This window comes from Frigoribacterium sp. CFBP 8754 (assembly GCF_014841815.1).
Classification (GTDB): domain Bacteria; phylum Actinomycetota; class Actinomycetes; order Actinomycetales; family Microbacteriaceae; genus Frigoribacterium; species Frigoribacterium endophyticum.
The window spans coordinates 220,675-236,417 of sequence record NZ_JACYUO010000002.1 but is presented as its reverse complement, the minus strand read 5'-3'; the positions used below and the strand labels follow the sequence as shown (position 1 = coordinate 236,417).

Annotated in this window: 17 protein-coding genes, 2 tRNA genes and 1 riboswitch; of the genes, 8 read left to right on the top strand and 11 right to left on the bottom strand. The window is 73.3% G+C overall.

The genetic code is table 11. The features are described 5' to 3' along the window. Positions 1-107: 107 nt before the first annotated feature. From treY to IFT72_RS07610, 3 genes are all read right to left on the bottom strand, one after another. Positions 108-2,450 carry a malto-oligosyltrehalose synthase gene (gene treY, locus IFT72_RS07620; RefSeq protein ID WP_192046062.1) on the bottom strand — a complete coding sequence of 781 codons (2,343 nt, stop codon included), beginning with the start codon at positions 2,448-2,450 and terminating at the stop codon, positions 108-110. Continuing rightward, positions 2,447-4,645: a glycogen debranching protein GlgX gene (glgX, locus tag IFT72_RS07615; RefSeq protein WP_192046061.1), complete on the bottom strand. Its 2,199-nt coding sequence runs from the start codon at positions 4,643-4,645 to the stop codon at positions 2,447-2,449. Before glgX ends, treY begins: the two co-directional genes overlap by 4 nt. A gap of 140 nt (positions 4,646-4,785) precedes the next feature. Then, on the bottom strand, positions 4,786-6,306 hold the full coding sequence (locus IFT72_RS07610) for a S8 family serine peptidase (RefSeq protein WP_192046060.1): 1,521 nt from the start codon (positions 6,304-6,306) through the stop codon (positions 4,786-4,788). Between the two features lie 283 nt (positions 6,307-6,589). Between IFT72_RS07610 and IFT72_RS07605 the strand changes: the two genes are divergently transcribed. Continuing rightward, positions 6,590-7,537, top strand: coding sequence for an NAD-dependent epimerase/dehydratase family protein (locus tag IFT72_RS07605; protein WP_371741214.1), 948 nt, complete (start codon positions 6,590-6,592; stop codon positions 7,535-7,537). Here the strand turns inward: IFT72_RS07605 and IFT72_RS07600 are convergent. Beyond that, positions 7,524-7,916 carry a type II toxin-antitoxin system death-on-curing family toxin gene (locus IFT72_RS07600; RefSeq protein WP_192046058.1) on the bottom strand — a complete coding sequence of 131 codons (393 nt, stop codon included), beginning with the start codon at positions 7,914-7,916 and terminating at the stop codon, positions 7,524-7,526. The genes IFT72_RS07605 and IFT72_RS07600 overlap by 14 nt on opposite strands. Next, a complete protein-coding gene (locus tag IFT72_RS07595) occupies positions 7,913-8,116 on the bottom strand; it encodes a ribbon-helix-helix protein, CopG family (protein WP_185233190.1) in 204 nt (67 codons plus the stop codon). Before IFT72_RS07595 ends, IFT72_RS07600 begins: the two co-directional genes overlap by 4 nt. A 68-nt stretch (positions 8,117-8,184) precedes the next feature. Continuing rightward, positions 8,185-8,295: riboswitch (TPP riboswitch) on the top strand. Between IFT72_RS07595 and IFT72_RS07590 the strand changes: the two genes are divergently transcribed. The 4 genes from IFT72_RS07590 (at position 8,287) to IFT72_RS07575 (ending at position 11,848) form a co-directional block, all read left to right on the top strand. Then, on the top strand, positions 8,287-8,943 hold the full coding sequence (locus IFT72_RS07590) for an ECF transporter S component (RefSeq protein WP_056056482.1): 657 nt from the start codon (positions 8,287-8,289) through the stop codon (positions 8,941-8,943). Its footprint overlaps the riboswitch before it by 9 nt. 19 nt (positions 8,944-8,962) lie before the next feature. After that, positions 8,963-10,441 carry an ATP-binding cassette domain-containing protein gene (locus IFT72_RS07585; protein WP_192046057.1) on the top strand — a complete coding sequence of 493 codons (1,479 nt, stop codon included), beginning with the start codon at positions 8,963-8,965 and terminating at the stop codon, positions 10,439-10,441. Beyond that, positions 10,438-11,232, top strand: coding sequence for an energy-coupling factor transporter transmembrane protein EcfT (locus tag IFT72_RS07580; RefSeq protein ID WP_185233186.1), 795 nt, complete (start codon positions 10,438-10,440; stop codon positions 11,230-11,232). Before IFT72_RS07585 ends, IFT72_RS07580 begins: the two co-directional genes overlap by 4 nt. Continuing rightward, on the top strand, positions 11,225-11,848 hold the full coding sequence (locus IFT72_RS07575; protein ID WP_244634309.1) for a hypothetical protein: 624 nt from the start codon (positions 11,225-11,227) through the stop codon (positions 11,846-11,848). The genes IFT72_RS07580 and IFT72_RS07575 overlap by 8 nt, the downstream gene beginning before the upstream one ends. 57 nt (positions 11,849-11,905) lie before the next feature. On the opposite strand, the gene IFT72_RS07570 is transcribed toward IFT72_RS07575, so the two are convergent. From IFT72_RS07570 to orn, 4 genes are all read right to left on the bottom strand, one after another. After that, a complete protein-coding gene (locus IFT72_RS07570; protein WP_192046344.1) occupies positions 11,906-12,223 on the bottom strand; it encodes a metallopeptidase family protein in 318 nt (105 codons plus the stop codon). Between the two features lie 94 nt (positions 12,224-12,317). Then, positions 12,318-12,593: a hypothetical protein gene (locus IFT72_RS07565; RefSeq protein ID WP_192046056.1), complete on the bottom strand. Its 276-nt coding sequence runs from the start codon at positions 12,591-12,593 to the stop codon at positions 12,318-12,320. A 197-nt stretch (positions 12,594-12,790) separates the two neighbouring features. Then, a tRNA-His gene (locus tag IFT72_RS07560) sits at positions 12,791-12,863 on the bottom strand. Positions 12,864-12,903: 40 nt separating this feature from the next. Continuing rightward, complete coding sequence (gene orn, locus IFT72_RS07555) at positions 12,904-13,524, bottom strand: oligoribonuclease (protein ID WP_056056479.1); 621 nt, start codon at positions 13,522-13,524, stop codon at positions 12,904-12,906. Positions 13,525-13,628: 104 nt separating this feature from the next. Here orn and IFT72_RS07550 point away from each other — a divergent pair, with 104 nt between their 5' ends. From IFT72_RS07550 to IFT72_RS07540, 3 genes are all read left to right on the top strand, one after another. After that, positions 13,629-13,925, top strand: coding sequence for an oligoribonuclease (locus IFT72_RS07550; RefSeq protein ID WP_192046055.1), 297 nt, complete (start codon positions 13,629-13,631; stop codon positions 13,923-13,925). Between the two features lie 65 nt (positions 13,926-13,990). Then, the gene (locus tag IFT72_RS07545; protein ID WP_056056477.1) at positions 13,991-14,251 is read left to right on the top strand and encodes a thioredoxin family protein; all 261 of its coding nucleotides are present in this window, start codon (positions 13,991-13,993) and stop codon (positions 14,249-14,251) included. Positions 14,252-14,276: 25 nt separating this feature from the next. Further along, positions 14,277-14,349 (top strand) — tRNA-Arg (locus IFT72_RS07540). A gap of 95 nt (positions 14,350-14,444) precedes the next feature. On the opposite strand, the gene IFT72_RS07535 is transcribed toward IFT72_RS07540, so the two are convergent. Together IFT72_RS07535 and IFT72_RS07530 are read right to left on the bottom strand one after the other, a co-directional pair. Further along, positions 14,445-15,311: a hypothetical protein gene (locus IFT72_RS07535; protein WP_192046054.1), complete on the bottom strand. Its 867-nt coding sequence runs from the start codon at positions 15,309-15,311 to the stop codon at positions 14,445-14,447. Positions 15,312-15,371: 60 nt separating this feature from the next. Further along, positions 15,372-15,662 carry a hypothetical protein gene (locus IFT72_RS07530; protein WP_082514516.1) on the bottom strand — a complete coding sequence of 97 codons (291 nt, stop codon included), beginning with the start codon at positions 15,660-15,662 and terminating at the stop codon, positions 15,372-15,374. Positions 15,663-15,743: the final 81 nt, after the last annotated feature.

The window sequence follows — 15,743 nt, the reverse complement described above, 5'->3', positions numbered from 1 at the left end:
GGTCTCCTCGGAGGTGTCGGGTGGTCGGTGTGCGGGGGAGGTGCGGGGTGCGGGCACGACGACGACCGCCGACCCGCAGGGGTCGACGGTAGTCGTGCGGCGCCCGGCTAGACCTGGCTGTCCGCCGGGACGAGCAGCGCGACGGGGTACGTCTCGAGCAGCCCGGCGAGGCGGACGTGGCCGCCCTCGTGGCGACGGCCCGTGAGCACGTCGACCCAGGCGCCGCCGCGGGTGAGCAGGACGGTGTCGTCCCAGCCGCCGGCCTGCTCGAGCGACACCGGGAGGCGCGTGGCGACGACGAGAGCGCCGCCACGGTCGGCGGCGACGACGTGGTCGCGGCGCTCGCCGAGCACGGGCAGCGGGGCGTACCGGGTGAACAGCTCGGGCCGGTCGCGGCGCAGCGTCAGCGCGCGGTGCGTGACGAGCAGCTTGGCCGCCCCCGTCTCGTCGACGGGCGGCACGGTGCCCGCGACGACGTCGGCGAGGAGGCGGCGGCGCGCCTCGAAGTCCACCTCACGTCGGTTGTCGGGGTCGACGAGCGAGAAGTCCCACAGCTCGCCGCCCTGGTAGACGTCGGGGCTCCCCGGCCCGGTGAGCTGCAGCAGCGCGACGCCGAGCGAGTTGCTCCAGCCCGCGGGGCGCAGCACGTCGACGATGCGCTCGACCTCGTGGCGCACCTGGTCGTCGTCGAACGCAGCGTCGACCGCCGCGTGCATGCGCTCCTCGAAGGCCTCGGCCTCGGGGGTGCGGTCGGTCCACGTGGTGGAGCTGCTGGCCTCGCGCGAGGCCTTCTCGGCGTAGTCGTGCAGGCGCTCGCGCGACGCCGGCCAGGCGCCGACGATCGTCTGCCAGAGGATGTTCTCGAACGGGCCGTCGCCGACCGGTGCGAGGCTCCGCAGCCGCTCGAGCGTGGCGGCCCACTCCTCGGCGACCTCGGCGAGCACCGAGACGCGGGCGCGCACGTCGGCGCTGCGCTTGGTGTCGTGGGTCGAGAGGGTCGTCATGCCGAACGGGCGCTCGGCGAGGCGCAGCTGCTGGCGGTCGTGGAACTCCGCGGGCGTGAGCGAGAACTCGGCGGGGTCGGCCCCGACCTCGGTCAGCGTGGCGAGACGGCTGTAGCGGTAGAACGCGGTGTCCTCCACGCCCTTGGCCATCACCATGCCGCTCGTCTGCTGGAACCGCACGGCGGCCGGGTGCTCGGCGTCGTGCAGCACGGCGACGACCTCGGCGATCGTGGCCGCGAGGTCGGGGCGGTGCGCGGTGGCGACCTCGGCGGCCTCGTCGAGGTGCTCGGCCCCCTGCGGCAGGTAGCTGCGGTAGACGGGGAAGGCCGCGGCGAGCTCGGCGAGGGCGTCGACGGCGCGGTCGTCGGCGCGGCCGTCGTCCGACAGCAGCCGGGCGAGGCGCCGGATCTCGCTGCCGAGGATCCCGTCGGCGATGCCCCGCTTGGTGCCGAGGATCATCTCGTGCCAGTCGTCGGGGCCGTCACCGTCGCGGAGGCGGGAGTCGAGCGCGCCGAGGGCCTCGGCGCCCGAGGGGTCGACGAAGACCCGGTCGAGGTCGGCGAGGGCGTCGTAGCCGGTGGTGCCGTCGGTGGCCCAGTCCTCGGCCAGGCGCTCGTCGCCCTCGAGGATCTTCTCGACGAGCACGTGCGCGCCGCCGGTCAGCTCGGCGAGGCGGTCGAGGTACCCGCCCGGGTCGGCGAGGCCGTCGGGGTGGTCGACGCGGAGGCCGTCGACGAGCCCCTCGCGGAACCAGCGGCCGATCTCGACGTGCGACTCGTCGAAGACGCGGGGGATCTCGACGCGGATGCCCGCGAGGGTGTTCACCGCGAAGAAGCGGCGGTAGTTGAGGTCGGTGTCGGCGCGCTTCCAGTGCACCAGCTCGTACGACTGGCGGGCGTGGACGGCGGCCGCGTCGTCGCCCTCGGCGGCCGTGCCGGGAGCGATCGGGTACACGTTGTCGTAGTAGTGAAGCTCGTCGCCGACGATCTCGAGGCCCTCGATGGTTCCGTCGGCCGCGGCCGGCTCGCCGAGCACGGGCAGCAGCAGCTTGCCGCCGCCGGCCGCCCAGTCGACGTCGAACGCCTCGGCCCAGCGGCTCTCGCGGCCGTGGGTCAGGACGTCCCACCACCAGACGCTGGCCTTCGGCGTCGCGACGCCCACGTGGTTCGGCACGATGTCGACGAGCACGCCGAGGTCGGCGTCGTGCGCGGCGGTCGACAGGGCGTCGAGCCCGGCCGCGCCGCCCCGGGCCGGGTCGACCCGGCTGTGGTCGACGACGTCGTAGCCGTGGTCGCTTCCGGGCTCGGCCTCGAGCACGGGCGACAGGTAGACCCAGTCGGCCCCGAGGTCGCGCAGGTAGGGCACGACCGCGGCGGCGGCGTCGAGGTCGAAGGCCTCGCGGATCTGCAGGCGGTAGGTGGAGCGGGGGTGGTCGCGTCGGGTCACGAAGGGTCCTCAGCCGTGGCGCGCAGGACGACCAGGGACCGGCTGGCCACGGGCAGCTGGTCGCCGGCCCTCAGGGCCGGGACGACCTGAGGGGAGGAGGGGGGCTGGGGGGTGGTCGCGGCACGGACTGCCTGCAGCGACCGGGGAGGCGCGGTGGCGGGGGCGACCGGAGGCGCGACGGTGCTGTCGACCACGACCTCCCAGCCCTCGGCGTACTCGTCGGGAGGCAGCACGAACGTGACGGTCTCCTCGCTGGCGTTGAAGTACAGGACGAAGTTGACGTCGGTGATGCGGCCGCCGCGGTGGTCACGGCCTCGGATGCCGTCGCCGTTGAGGAACATGCCGACCGACTTCGCGTACGACTCGTTCCACTCGCCCTCCTGCATCGCGTCGCCCTCGGGCGTCAGCCAGACGATGTCGGGCAGGGGCTCGCCCTCGCCGCGGGTGACCGGGCGGCCGTTGAAGTACCGCTGTCGACGGAACGTGGGGTGGTCGTGCCGGAGCTTGATGACCTCGGCGACGAACTCGATCAGCTCGCGGTCGGCGCTCGCCCAGTCGATCCAGCTGATCTCGCTGTCCTGGGCGTAGGTGTTGTTGTTGCCGCGCTGGGTGCGGCCGAGCTCATCGCCGTGCAGCAGCATGGGCACGCCCTGGCTGAGCAGCAGCGTCGCCAGGAAGCTCCGCTGGCGCTGCTCGCGGAGGGCCAGCACGCCCTGGTCGTCGGTCTCGCCCTCGACGCCGGAGTTCCAGGAGCGGTTGTGGCTCTCGCCGTCCGCGCCTCCCTCGCCGTTGGCGTCGTTGTGCTTCTCGTCGTAGCTGACGAGGTCGCGCATGGTGAAGCCGTCGTGCGCCGTGACGAAGTTGATGCTCGCGACCGGGCGGCGCCCGTCGCGCTCGTAGAGGTCGGCCGAGCCGGTGATGCGGCTGGCGAACTCGCCCAGGGTGGAGGGCTCGCCCCGCCAGAAGTCGCGGACGGTGTCGCGGTACTTGCCGTTCCACTCCGTCCACTGGGGCGGGAAGTTGCCGACCTGGTACCCGCCGGGCCCGACGTCCCAGGGCTCGGCGATGAGCTTCACCTGCGACACGATCGGGTCCTGCTGCACCAGCTCGAAGAACGTCGACAGGCGGTCGACCTCGTAGAACTCGCGGGCGAGGGAGGCGGCGAGGTCGAAGCGGAACCCGTCGACGTGCATCTCGGTCACCCAGTACCGCAGGCTGTCCATGATCAGCTGCAGCGAGTGCGGGTGACGGACGTTCAGGCTGTTGCCGGTGCCCGTGTAGTCCATGTAGTACGTCGCGTCGTCGTCCATCAGGCGGTAGTAGGCCGCGTTGTCGATGCCCTTGAACGACAGGGTCGGCCCGAGGTGGTTGCCCTCGGCCGTGTGGTTGTAGACGACGTCGATGATGACCTCGATGCCGGCCTCGTGCAGCACCCGCACCATCGTCTTGAACTCCTGCACCTGCTGGCCGGTGTCGCCGGTCGCCGAGTAGGCGGCGTGGGGCGCGAAGAAGCCGATGGTGTTGTAGCCCCAGTAGTTGCTGAGGCCCTTCTCGAGGAGGGTGTTGTCCTGCACGAACTGGTGCACGGGCATCAGCTCGAGCGTCGTGACGCCGAGCTTCTGCAGGTGCTCGATGATGGCCGGGTGGGCGACGCCGGCGTAGGTGCCGCGCTGCTCATCGGGGATCTCGGGGTGCGTCTGCGTCAGGCCCTTCACGTGGGCCTCGTAGACGACGGTCTCGTCGTAGCTGTACTTCGGCGGGCGGTCGCCCTGCCAGTCGAAGAACGGGTTGATCACGACGCCGAGCATCATGTGCGGCGCGCTGTCGCGGTCGTTGCGCGAGTCGGGGTCGCCGAAGTCGTAGGCGAAGAGCGCCTCGTCCCAGTCGATGTCGCCGCTCGTGGCCTTCGCGTACGGGTCGAGCAGCAGCTTGGCGGGGTTCGCGCGGCAGCCCGCGGCCGGGTCGTACTCGCCGTGCACGCGGTAGCCGTACTTCTGGCCGGGCTGCACCGTCGGCAGGTAGGCGTGCCAGACGTAGGCGTCGACCTCGGTGAGGGGCACGCGGGTCTCGACGCCCTGGGCGTCGAAGAGGCACAGCTCGACCTTCGTGGCCGCCTCGCTGAAGATCGCGAAGTTCGTGCCGCCGCCGTCGTAGGTGGCGCCGAGCGGGTAGGGGTTGCCTGGCCAGGTGTGCAATCGATCCTCCGTCTAGAACTCGGCCCAGCCTAGGGGCCGCGGCCGTCCGAGGGCCGCCGGGGGCGGCCCTCGGACGGCAAAGGGCGCCCCGTCGTCGACGGGGCGCCCTCCGGCGGTGCGGGTGTCGGCTCAGCGACGGGTCACGGCGCCGTCACGGCGTCGAGCGCGTCGACGAGGCCCTCGCCGAACCAGCCGTTGTCGGCCGGGGTGCCGACGCAGGTCGCCGCGGTGGCGGGGCAGGCGACGTCGTCGGCCTGGGCGTACAGCAGGTCGGTGAGCTGCGTGCCCTCGGCGCGGGGGTGCGTCGCCTTGAGCAGCGCGAGCACGCCGGCCACGTGCGGGCTGGCCATCGAGGTGCCCGACTTGGTGCCGTAGCCGCCGCCGGTCACGGTCGACAGGATGCTCGAGCCGGGGGCCGCGACGTCGATGACGCCGTCGCCGTAGTTCGAGAACGACGACTTGGTGCCGGTCGAGGTGGTGGAGGAGACCGTCACGACGCCGTCGAGCTCGGCGGGGATGTCGGTGCAGGTCTCGTCGAGCTGGCGGGTCACCGGCACGGTGTCGTTGGGGCTGCCGGTGTCGACGGTCTTGTTCGCGAGGTCGACGGCGCTGTTGCCGGCGGCCGCCACGTTGACGACGCCCTTGCGCTGCGTGAACTGGACGGCGCGGTCGACGGCGGTCTTGACGGCCGCCTGGTCGACGTCCGACCCGCACCAGAACTCCCACGGGTCGATGAAGTAGCTGTTGTTCGTGACGTCGGCGCCGGTGGCCTCGGCGTACATGAAGCCGCAGATGGCGGCCTCGGCGTAGATGAACCCGTCGTCGTTGACGACCTTGACGGAGCTCAGCTTCGAGGCCGGGGCGACCCCGACGATGCCGACGCCGTTGCGGCCGGCCGCGATGGTGCCGGCGACGTGGGTGCCGTGGTCGCTCGTCGTGGGCTGCCAGGCGGCGTACGAGGTGTCGGGCGTGCCGCTGAGGCAGCCGGCCGAGCGGCCCTGGTCGATGTTCGCGGCGAGGTCGGGGTGGTCGCCCTGGATGCCCGAGTCGAGCACGGCGACGAGCACCTTCTTCGAGCCGTCGGTGACCTGGTGGGCCTGGTCCGCCTTGATGGCGGTCATGTCCCACTGGCGGGCCTCGAGCGGGTCGGCCGTGACGGCGGTCGCCGCCTCCAGGCCCTCCTGCTCGGCGACGGACTGCTGCGAGGCCGAGCCGCCGGTGCGCTGCAGCGCGGCCGTGTCGGGCGCGCCCTTCCACGTCGGGTCGGAGGCGGCGACGGGCGCCGTGCGGGTCGCCCCGACCGAGGCGACCGACTTGTCGGCACGGACGGAGGCGGCGAAGTTCACGTTGTCGGACTGCGCGATGACGACGCCGATCTCGGGCCACGACGCGACGACGGTGCCGGCGGCGGCGGTGACGGCCCGCTCGGCCTTCCGGGTCTGGCCGTTGTTGGCCTTCGTGACGTTGACGGCGTAGTTCATGACCTGGCCGGTGACGACGGGCAGGGCCGGGGCCGGCTTGGCGGCGACGACCGAGCCGTCGCCGGGCGCGGCGACCGCGGCGCCGGCGCCGGCGAGGCCGAGGCCCGTCGCCAGCGAGACGGCCAGACAGGTGGAGAGCACGCGGCGGCGCGTGCGGGCGGTGATCGGGCTGAAGGACATCGTTCTCCTCGTCGGGTGGGGCCGGGCGACGTCGGTGCGGACGACGGGCGTCGCTGACGGCTCAGGCTGAACATAGGGAGAACGGCGGGTGACCGGATAGTGGGCACTTGGGGGGACCGTCGCTGACCCCCGGTCGGGGGCCAGGCCCGGCGGCGCCGCCCGGCGGGTAGCGTCGGGGCATGACGCCCGCACCGCTGCCGACGTCGGCAGCCACCGCCTCCTGCTCGCCCGCCCCGCGCCTCCTCGGTGCCCCCTCCGCGGCGGCCCGCTCGTGAGGGTCGTGGTGATCGGGGCGACCGGCCACGTCGGCGGGTTCCTCGTCCCGCGGCTCGTGCTCGCCGGCCACGACGTCGTCGCCGTGAGCCGGGGCACGTCCGCCCCCTGCCGCGAGCACCCTGCCTGGCGGCAGGTCGAGCGCGTCCAGCTCGACCGCGAGGCGGGCGACGCCGACGGCTCGTTCGGCCGACGGATCGCCGAGCTCGGGGCCGACGTCGTCGTCGACATGATCTGCTTCACCCCCGCCTCGGCGCTCTCCCTCGTCGAGGCCCTGCGCGGCACGGGCACCGTGCTCGTGCACTGCGGCACCATCTGGGTGCACGGCCCGTCGGAGGAGGTGCCCGTCACCGAGGAGGCGCGGCGCACGCCGTTCGGCGAGTACGGCACGCAGAAGGCCGAGATCGAGCGCCTGCTGCTCGCCGAGTCGCGTCGCCCCGGCGGGGTGCCCAGCACGGTGCTGCACCCCGGCCACATCACCGGGCCGGGCTGGCCGATGATCAACCCGGTCGGCAACCTCGACCTCGACGTCTGGGAGGCGCTCGCGACGGGCCGCGAGGTCGTCATGCCGGGCCTCGGCCTCGAGACCGTCCACCACGTGCACGCCGACGACGTGGCCCAGGCGTTCCAGCGCGCCGTCGAGCGGCCGGCCCAGGCGGTCGGCGAGTCGTTCCACGTCGTCAGCGAGCGGGCGGTCACGCTGCGCGGCCTCGCCCAGCAGGTGGCGAGGGCGTTCGGGCAGGAGGCACGGCTCGAGTTCGCGACGTTCGACGAGTTCCGGGCACAGCGCGACCCCGCCTCGGCCGACGCCTCGTGGGAGCACCTCTCGCGCAGCCACTCGATGAGCATCGACAAGGCCCGTCGCCTGCTCGGCTACGCGCCGCGCTGGACGACGGTCGAGGCGGTGCTCGAGGGGCTCGAGTGGCTGCGGGCCGACGGGCAGCTCACCCTCGCCTGACCCGGCGGGGCTCGGTGTGCTGGACGAGGCACTCAGCGATCGTCTCGACGTCGTCGAGCACGCCCTCGGCGATCTGGACGATGACGTCGTAGGCGCCGTCCTCGGTCATCGTCAGCCGACGACCGTTGAGGCCGAGGAAGGCGATCAGGCCGGCGAGCCCCAACCTCTTGTTCCCGTCCACCAACCCGTGGTTGTTGACGAGCGAGTGCACGAGGGCCGCGGCCTTCTCCTCCAGGGTCGGGTAGGCGTCCGCGCCGAGCACGGAGGCCCGCGGCCTCGCGAGGGCCGACTCGAGCAGGCCGGCGTCGCGCACGACGACGTCGGGAGCGACAGCGCGCCGTGCGACGTGCAGCAGCTCGCCGTAGGTGAGGTGGATCACTCGCCGAGTCGGCGGAGAGCCTCGGCGTAGCGAGGGAGCTCGTCGTCGAGGACGTCGTCCAGGAGGTCGGCCCGGCTGTGGGAGTCGACGTACTCCCTCACGGCCTGGCGTGCGACGTCCTGCATGGACCGGGACTCCAGCGCCGCGCGGCGGCGGAGCGCGTCGGCCTCGTGGTCGTCGAGTCGGAGGGTCATGGGCATGCAGTCGACGGTATCTGCTGTGATACCAGATGGCAACGAGCAGACCCTCTCGACTGGGCTATGCTCGGCGGCACACACACGGGAGTCCGGTGATCCGGGCTGAGAGGAAGCGATCCACGCTTCGACCGTCGAACCTGATCTGGATCATGCCAGCGCAGGGAGGAGAGAACATGTCTGTTTCCGTGTCCGCGAACGAGTCGTCCTCGAGCCGCGACGAACGTCCGGCCGCCACCTCGCCGAGGAAGCCGTCGCGCCGCTGGCGCGTCGTCGACATCGTCGTCGCGAGCGTCATCGGCGTCGCCTGCGGCGTCGTCTTCTGGGCCTGGGGCCTCGCCTGGACCCCGCTCGACAGCGCCCTGTCGTTCCTGCCGGGGCTCTCGGGCCTCCTCGCCGGCGGCTGGCTCTTCGCCGGCGTGCTCGGCGGGCTCGTCATCCGCAAGCCCGGCGCCGCGATCTACACCGAGGTCATGGCCGCCGTCGTCTCCATGCTGATCGGCACGCAGTGGGGCTTCTCGACGCTGATCTGGGGCGTGCTGCAGGGCCTCGGGGCCGAGCTGGTGCTCGCGGCGTTCCTGTACACGACCTGGCGCCTCCACGTGGCCCTGCTCGCCGGCGCCGGCGCGGGCGTCGTCGTCGCGCTGCTCGACACCTCGTTCTCGTCGATCGCCGCCACCGCGATCGAGTACAAGGTCGTCTACGGCGTCAGCGCCGTCGTCTCGGGCGTGCTGCTCGCCGGCCTGCTCTCGTGGCTCGCGGCGCGGGGCCTCGCCCGCACCGGCGCCCTCAGCCGCTTCGCCTCGGGCCGCTCGGCCGAGGCCCGCGTCTGAGCCGACCGCTGCCGACGACGTGACGACCGCCTCCGGGGCCCGGGTCGACGCCCGCGGCTGGGGGTGGCGCCACGCCGGCCGGCTGCGACCGGCCGTCTCCGGGCTCGACCTCGTCGTCGAGCCCGGGGAGCGCGTGCTGCTGCTCGGGGCCTCCGGCGCCGGCAAGTCGACGCTGCTCGCGGGCCTCGCCGGCGTGCTGGGCGGCGACGAGGAGGGCGACGCGACCGGGGAGCTGCTGGTCGATGGCCGCCCGCCGGCCGAGCAGCGCGGGCGGGTGGGCCTCGTGCTGCAGGACCCTGACTCTCAGGTCGTGCTCGCCCGCGTCGGCGACGACGTCGCCTTCGGCTGCGAGAACGTCGGCGTGCCCCGCGACGAGACCTGGCGTCGGGTCGACGAGGCCCTCGACGCGGTCGGGCTCGACCTGCCGCGCTCGTGGCCGACCGCCCAGCTCAGCGGCGGGCAGAAGCAGCGCCTCGCGCTCGCCGGGGCCCTCGCGATGAGGCCCGGCCTCGTGCTGCTCGACGAGCCGACGGCGAACCTCGACCCGGAGGGGGTCGTCGAGGTGCGCGACGCCGTGGCCCGCGTCGTCGAGGCCACGGGCGCGACCCTCGTCGTCGTCGAGCACCGCGTCTCGGTCTGGCTGCCCGTCGTCGACCGGGTCGTCGTGCTCGCCGCGGGGGGCGGCGTGCTCGCCGACGGCCGGCCCGACGACGTGCTCGGGCACGAGCGCGTCCGGCTGACGGAGGCGGGGGTGTGGGTGCCGGGGGCCGCGCCCGCCCTGCCCCACCGGCACCGCGCCTCCTCGTCCGGACCCCTGCTCGAGGCCTCGGGCCTCGCCGTGGGGCGCCGGGGGGCCCGCGGGCCCGCCGTGGCGACCGGCGTCGACCTCGTCGTCGACGACGCGCGCGCCCTCGTGCTGACCGGGCCGAACGGCGCGGGCAAGTCGACCCTCGCCCTGACCCTCGCCGGGCTGCTGCCTCCGGCGGGCGGTGCGCTCCGGGCGACCGAGCTGCTCGCCGCCGGCGCCGGGCCGTCGCCTGCCCGGTGGCGCTCGCGGCAGCTGCTCTCGCGGGTCGGCACGGTCTTCCAGGACCCTGAGCACCAGTTCCTCACCGCGACCGTCCGCCGTGAGCTGGCGGTGGGGCCGGAGGCGCTGGGCGAGTCGCCCGCGGAGGTCGCCTCCCGGGTCGACGAGCTCCTGGCCCGCCTGCGCCTCGACCACCTGGCCGGCGCCAACCCGTTCACGCTCTCGGGCGGCGAGAAGCGGCGGCTCAGCGTCGCGACCGTCCTCGCGTCGCGGCCGCGCCTCCTCGTGCTCGACGAGCCGACCTTCGGGCAGGACGCCCGCACCTGGCGGGAGCTCGTCGCGCTGCTCGCCGAGCTCGTCGACGAGGGGCGCTCGGTGGTGGCCGTGACGCACGACGCCGAGTTCGTCGCCGCCCTCGCCGACGACGTCGTCGCCCTCGAGCGGCCCGTCGGGCGCGAGGCCGTCGCGTGAGCCTGCTCGCGGCCGTCGAGACCGACCGGCTCGTCGGCCGCCTGAACCCGGTGGCGAAGCTGCTCGCGGCGCTGGTCGTGTCGCTCGTGCTGCTGCTCTCGATCGACGCCGTCTCGGCCGGGGTCGCCCTCGTGCTCGAGCTGCTGCTGCTGCCGTGGGCGGGGCTCTCGGCGCGGCAGCTGCTGCGTCGCACCGCCCCGCTGTGGATCGCCGCACCGACGTCGGTGCTCGTCACGGCCCTCTACGGCCGCGACGAGGGGGCCGTGCTGCTGCAGGTCTGGTGGATCAGCGTGACCGACGGGTCGCTCTCACTGGCCCTCGCCATCGGCCTCCGCATCCTCGCGGTGGGGGTGCCGGGCATCGTCCTGCTCGCGACCACCGACCCCACCGACCTGGCCGACGGCTTGGCGCAGGTGCTGCACCTGCCCGCGCGGTTCGTGCTCGGCGGCCTCGCCGGCCTCCGGCTCGCCGGGCTGTTCGCCGACGACTGGCGGCAGCTGGCCCTCGCCCGGCGGGCGCGCGGCGTCGCGGACGGCCGGGGCCCCGTCGCGGCGGCGCGCCGCTTCGGCGGGCAGGCGTTCTCCCTGCTGGTGCTGTCGGTGCGCCGCGGCAGCAAGCTGGCGACGGCGATGGAGGCGAAGGGCTTCGGCTCCGACGCCGAGCGCACCTGGGCCCGGCCGTCGCGCGTCGCGGGCCGCGACCTCGTGCTCGTCGCGATCGGGGTGCTCATCGCGGCGGCGGCGGTCGCCGCGGCCGTCGTGGCCGGCACCTGGGAGTTCGTCCTTGCCTGAGGAGTGGTCAGCGGCCGTCGACGACGCCCTCGTGGGCGCCCTGCTGCGGCGAGCCGAGGAGTCGCGGGTCGGCGCCGACCGCGTGGTGCTGCTCGTCGACGGCCGCTCCGGCTCGGGCAAGACGACGCTCGCGCGTCGCCTGGTCGCGGCGTGGCCCGGTGCCCTCGGGCCGGTCCAGCTGGTGCACCTCGACGACGTCTACCCCGGCTGGCACGGCCTCGCGGCGGCCTCCCGGGTCGTCGAGGAGTCGCTGCTCGTCGGGCGCGAGCCGGGCTGGACCACGTGGGACTGGGACGCCGACGCGCCGGGGGAGCGGCGGACGCTCGACCCGGCCGTCTCGGTGGTGGTGGAGGGCGCCGGGTCGCTGACCCGCGCCTCCTCGGGGCTCGCGACCCTGTCGGTGTGGCTGGAGCTCGACGCGGGGGAGCGGCGACGACGGGCGCTGGCCCGCGACGGCGCGGCCTACGAGCCGTGGTGGGAGGTCTGGGCCGGGCAGGAGGAGGCGCACCTCGCGGCTGAGCGGCCGCGGTCGCTCGCCGACGTGGTCGTCCGGGTGCCTGTGACGCCGGTGCCGACGCCGTCGCCCACGTCGTCGCCGCCGTCTCCGTCGAGGTGACCCGTCCGGGGCCCTCGCAGCGCGTCAGGGCCCAGATCGGGGCACGGGGAGGCGCAGCTAGGCCCAGCCGAGCTGGTGCAGCTGGTCGTCGTCGATGCCGTAGAAGTGGGCGATCTCGTGCACGAGCGTGACGTGGATCTCGTCGCGCAGCTCGTCGACGTGGTCGACGGTGGCGAGGTGGGGCTCGCGGTAGAGGACGATGCGGTCGGGCAGCTCGCCGAAGCCGTAGCTGCCGCGTTCGGTGAGGGCGACGCCGTCGTAGAGGCCGAGCAGGTCGAGCGTGCCGTCCTCCGGGCGGTCCTCGGTGACGAAGACGACGTTGTCGAGGCCGTCGACCATGTCGTCGGGCAGGAGATCGAGCTCGGCGACGACCATGTCGTCGAACTGCTCGGCGCTCACCTCGGACGGGTCGATGCCGGCTGCTCGGTCGTCGCTCACCCGTTCAGGCTCCCACACCCCGCCTGAGCCCTCAGTCGACCCCCACCGGGTCGGCAGGACGACTCGCCGCCCGTTCTCGCCGCATGCGGTGAACGACCTGCCGGGCTCCCCTGCCGATGCCCCACACGATGAGGACGACACCTGCAGGAGGCGAGATGACGGCGACGCTCGTGGTCCGTCCGTCCCACCCCCAGTAGCTGTACGCCAGGAAAGCCCCGACCCCCACCGTGATGAGGGCGACCCCGGCGACGACGAGCCCCCACCACGACGCCGGCGCCTCGCGCCCAACGCCCTGTGCGACCTTCACCCCGTAGTTGTACCGCCCCCGCCCCGTCCGCGCCCATCCGACACCGATGTTCACCGACCCGCGCCCCCAGCCACCGATCGTGACCGATCCGCACGCTCAGCCATCGACGACGTCTCAGATGCGCTCGCGCATCTGAGACCAGACAAGCACGGAACCCAAAAAAGGCCCTGCCTAGTAGGGCAGGGCCTTTCCTTTTGGGTGAGTAACGGGGCTTGAACCCGCGGCCTCCTAGACCACAACCAGGCGCTCTACCAGCTGAGCTATACCCACCATGTGCGGCCGCCGGAGCGATCGCAACGAGAAGACTCTACTACAGCCGCGAGGCCCATTCGTCCACGACGGCCTTCGAGATCGCCTGGACGTCGTCAGTGGTGGGCCCGGGGTCGGCGACGAAACCGGCACGGCGGTAGTACTCGAGCTCGCGGATGGACTCGAGGATGTCGGCGAGGGCCCGGTGGCCGCCGTGCTTCTGCGGGGCGTTGAAGTAGACGCGAGGGAACCAGCGGCGGGCGAGCTCCTTGATGGAGGAGACGTCGACGCTGCGGTAGTGCAGGTGACCGTCGACCCGCGGCATGTACTTCGCGAGGAAGGCGCGGTCGGTGCCGATCGTGTTGCCGGCCAGGGGGGCGTGCTGCTCGGTGGGGACGTACTTGAGGATGTACTCGAGCACCTCGTACTCGGCCTCGGCGAGGCTGACGCCGCCGGGGATCTCCTCCAGCAGGCCGGAGGAGGTGTGCATGTCGGTGACGAACTCGTTCATGTTGTCGAGCGCCGACTGGTCGGGCTTGATCACGATCGTGAAGCCGGGGTGCACGGGCGTGAGGTCGAAGTCGGTGACGACGACGGCCACCTCGACCAGCTCGTCGACCGCGATGTCGAGCCCGGTCATCTCGCAGTCGATCCAGACCAGCCGGTCGTTCGTGGAAGCCATGCCGCCACTCTAGCGTCGGGGGCCGACACGCTCGGGCTCGGGCGCCGCCCCGGAGGCGCGACCTACCTGGGCGCTCGGTCCGCGCCTCCTGGTAGAAGGGTGGCATGACAGACAGCAAGCCCACCGTGGCCGAGGGATCCGAGTACGTCGTCTTCTTCGAGGGCGGCCCGAGCGACGGCAGCACCGACACCCGCACCAGCTTTGATGGCTCCTACGAGGACGAGATCGTCGACTACGTGCTGGTCGAGGGCATCGAGACCGGCTTCGTGTACAAGGTGCGCGAGGCGAAGATGAACGGCGAGCAGCTGCAGGTGCACTACAAGCTCGACGAGGCCGACAGCGACCCGGTCGACGCCCTCGAGAACCGCGGCGACCGCACCGACGAGTTCGGCACGTTCTGACGCCACGGCAGGTGGACGAGGAGGCGCGGGGAACATCTCCCCGCCCCTCCTCGTTGTACGGGGGCATGAAGGTCGAGCTGTACACGTCCGCGTTCTGCGGCCCCTGCCACGCGGCCCGCGCCGTCGTGGCCGAGGCCTCGGCCCTGGTGCCGCTGCTCGAGGTGGACGAGGCCGACGTCGTCGCCCGGCCCGACGAGGCGGAGGCCCGCGACGTCCGCAGCACGCCGACGATCGTGGTGCTCGACCGGGCCGGCAGCGAGGTGTTCCGCGCCGCCGGGGTGCCGCGGCTCGACCAGCTGCTCGGCGCGCTCGCCCTGGCCGTCTGAGCGGGCACGGTATCGTGGGGCCCACGCCCTCGTAGCTCAGCGGATAGAGCAGGAGCCTTCTAATCTCTTGGTCGCAGGTTCGATCCCTGCCGAGGGCACCGTGACAGGTTCTTCGTGGTGCTTCTCATCTCTTGGTCGCAGGTTCGATCCCTGCCGAGGGCACCGTGAACAACGGCCCAGCCGAGGGCACCCGCTACGCGTCGGGTGTCGTCCGGTCGCGGACCTGCGTCGCGCTGACCGGGTCGCCGTAGCGGTCGGTGTCGTCGTCCCCGTCGTCGGACGAGTCCCGCTGGGCGGGCATCGCCTCCGTGGGCGCCTGCTCGCGGGGCCGCACGGGCTCGTGACGGGCCGGCGACGTCGGGCGGAAGGCGGCGTGCTCGTCGGTCAGCGGCGTGGGCGCCGTCGGCGTCCGTCGCTCCGGCACGAACGGCGTGACCTCGACGGGCTCGTCTGCCCGACGGGCGACGGCGGCGGGGCCTGAGCCGGAGGCCGGTGCCGCTCTCTGCCCGTCGCGCTCGGCCTTCCAGTCGCGCTGACGCTGTGCGGCCTCGGTCGCCTGCTCGGCGTCCTCGTAGCGCCACCGCTCCAGGTCCGCCCGGAAGAGCTTCTTGGCCCGCGACGGGCGGCTCTGCCAGTCGAGCAGGCGGTCGCGGAACTCCGCCAGCGACTGCTCGGGCTGGTGGCCGTAGCTGGCGGAGTCACGCTTGATCTCGCCGAGCTGGTGCTCGGCCCACGAGGCGGCGAGGCCCGAGCCGGTCACGGGCAGGAGGCGCAGACGGACCTCCGCCTCCTGGGCGAGGTGGTCCGTGAAGGTGCGCTCCTCCGCCCCGAGCGAGCTCCACGTCGCCGCCTTGCGCGACGCCGCGACGATGCCCGCGATCGCGGAGGCCTTCGCCTCGTCGTCGTGCAGGCGGACGACGCGCTTCAGGGCGGCCCTCCCGATCAGGGCGGCGACGACGCCGGCGACGAGGATCGCCACGAACGGCACCACCGCCTCGGAGACGACGCGCCACCCGTCATCGCTCTGGACCCACCGGACGAGACTGTTCCACCACTGCATGCGCGAACTCTACAGCCGAGGTCGAAGGTTGCCGGGGCCCGGTCGCGGGCGAGCCGCGGCTCAGGCGAACCGGAAGCAGTCGGTCGCGTCGCTGCGGCTCCAGAAGTCGCCGATCTCGACGAAGCGCCGCTGACGGGCCAGGAACCTCTTCGCCCGCCACCGGTCGCCCTGCGGGTCGTCGTGCCTCTCGACGTAGCCGAGCACCTCGCCCGAGGCCGTCGTGACGCGGGAGAGGTCGTCGCGCACCTGGACGAGGCGCAGGCCCCCGCGGGTCTCGGCGAGCGGGAGGTGCTGCGTCGCCGGACGCGTCGCCGGGGGCGTGAGGAGGGTGGTCGCGGAGGTGCTGGTCATGAGGTGCTCCTGAGGTCATCCGGCCGATGCTGTCGAGAACACGGCTGACGCTACGAGCTGCCACCGACATCGCCTCGACCC

Excerpts from the sequence above, each read along its gene's own strand:
- IFT72_RS07610 (WP_192046060.1), bottom strand. The coding sequence starts at position 6,306 with ATGTCCTTCAGCCCGATCACCGCCCGCACGCGCCGCCGCGTGCTCTCC.
- IFT72_RS07595 (WP_185233190.1), bottom strand. The coding sequence starts at position 8,116 with ATGCCCATGACCCTCCGACTCGACGACCACGAGGCCGACGCGCTCCGC.
- IFT72_RS07590 (WP_056056482.1), top strand. The coding sequence starts at position 8,287 with ATGTCTGTTTCCGTGTCCGCGAACGAGTCGTCCTCGAGCCGCGACGAA.
- IFT72_RS07570 (WP_192046344.1), bottom strand. The coding sequence starts at position 12,223 with ATGGTCGTCGCCGAGCTCGATCTCCTGCCCGACGACATGGTCGACGGC.
- orn (WP_056056479.1), bottom strand. The coding sequence starts at position 13,524 with ATGGCTTCCACGAACGACCGGCTGGTCTGGATCGACTGCGAGATGACC.
- IFT72_RS07550 (WP_192046055.1), top strand. The coding sequence starts at position 13,629 with ATGACAGACAGCAAGCCCACCGTGGCCGAGGGATCCGAGTACGTCGTC.
- IFT72_RS07545 (WP_056056477.1), top strand. The coding sequence starts at position 13,991 with ATGAAGGTCGAGCTGTACACGTCCGCGTTCTGCGGCCCCTGCCACGCG.
- IFT72_RS07535 (WP_192046054.1), bottom strand. The coding sequence starts at position 15,311 with ATGCAGTGGTGGAACAGTCTCGTCCGGTGGGTCCAGAGCGATGACGGG.
- IFT72_RS07530 (WP_082514516.1), bottom strand. The coding sequence starts at position 15,662 with ATGACCAGCACCTCCGCGACCACCCTCCTCACGCCCCCGGCGACGCGT.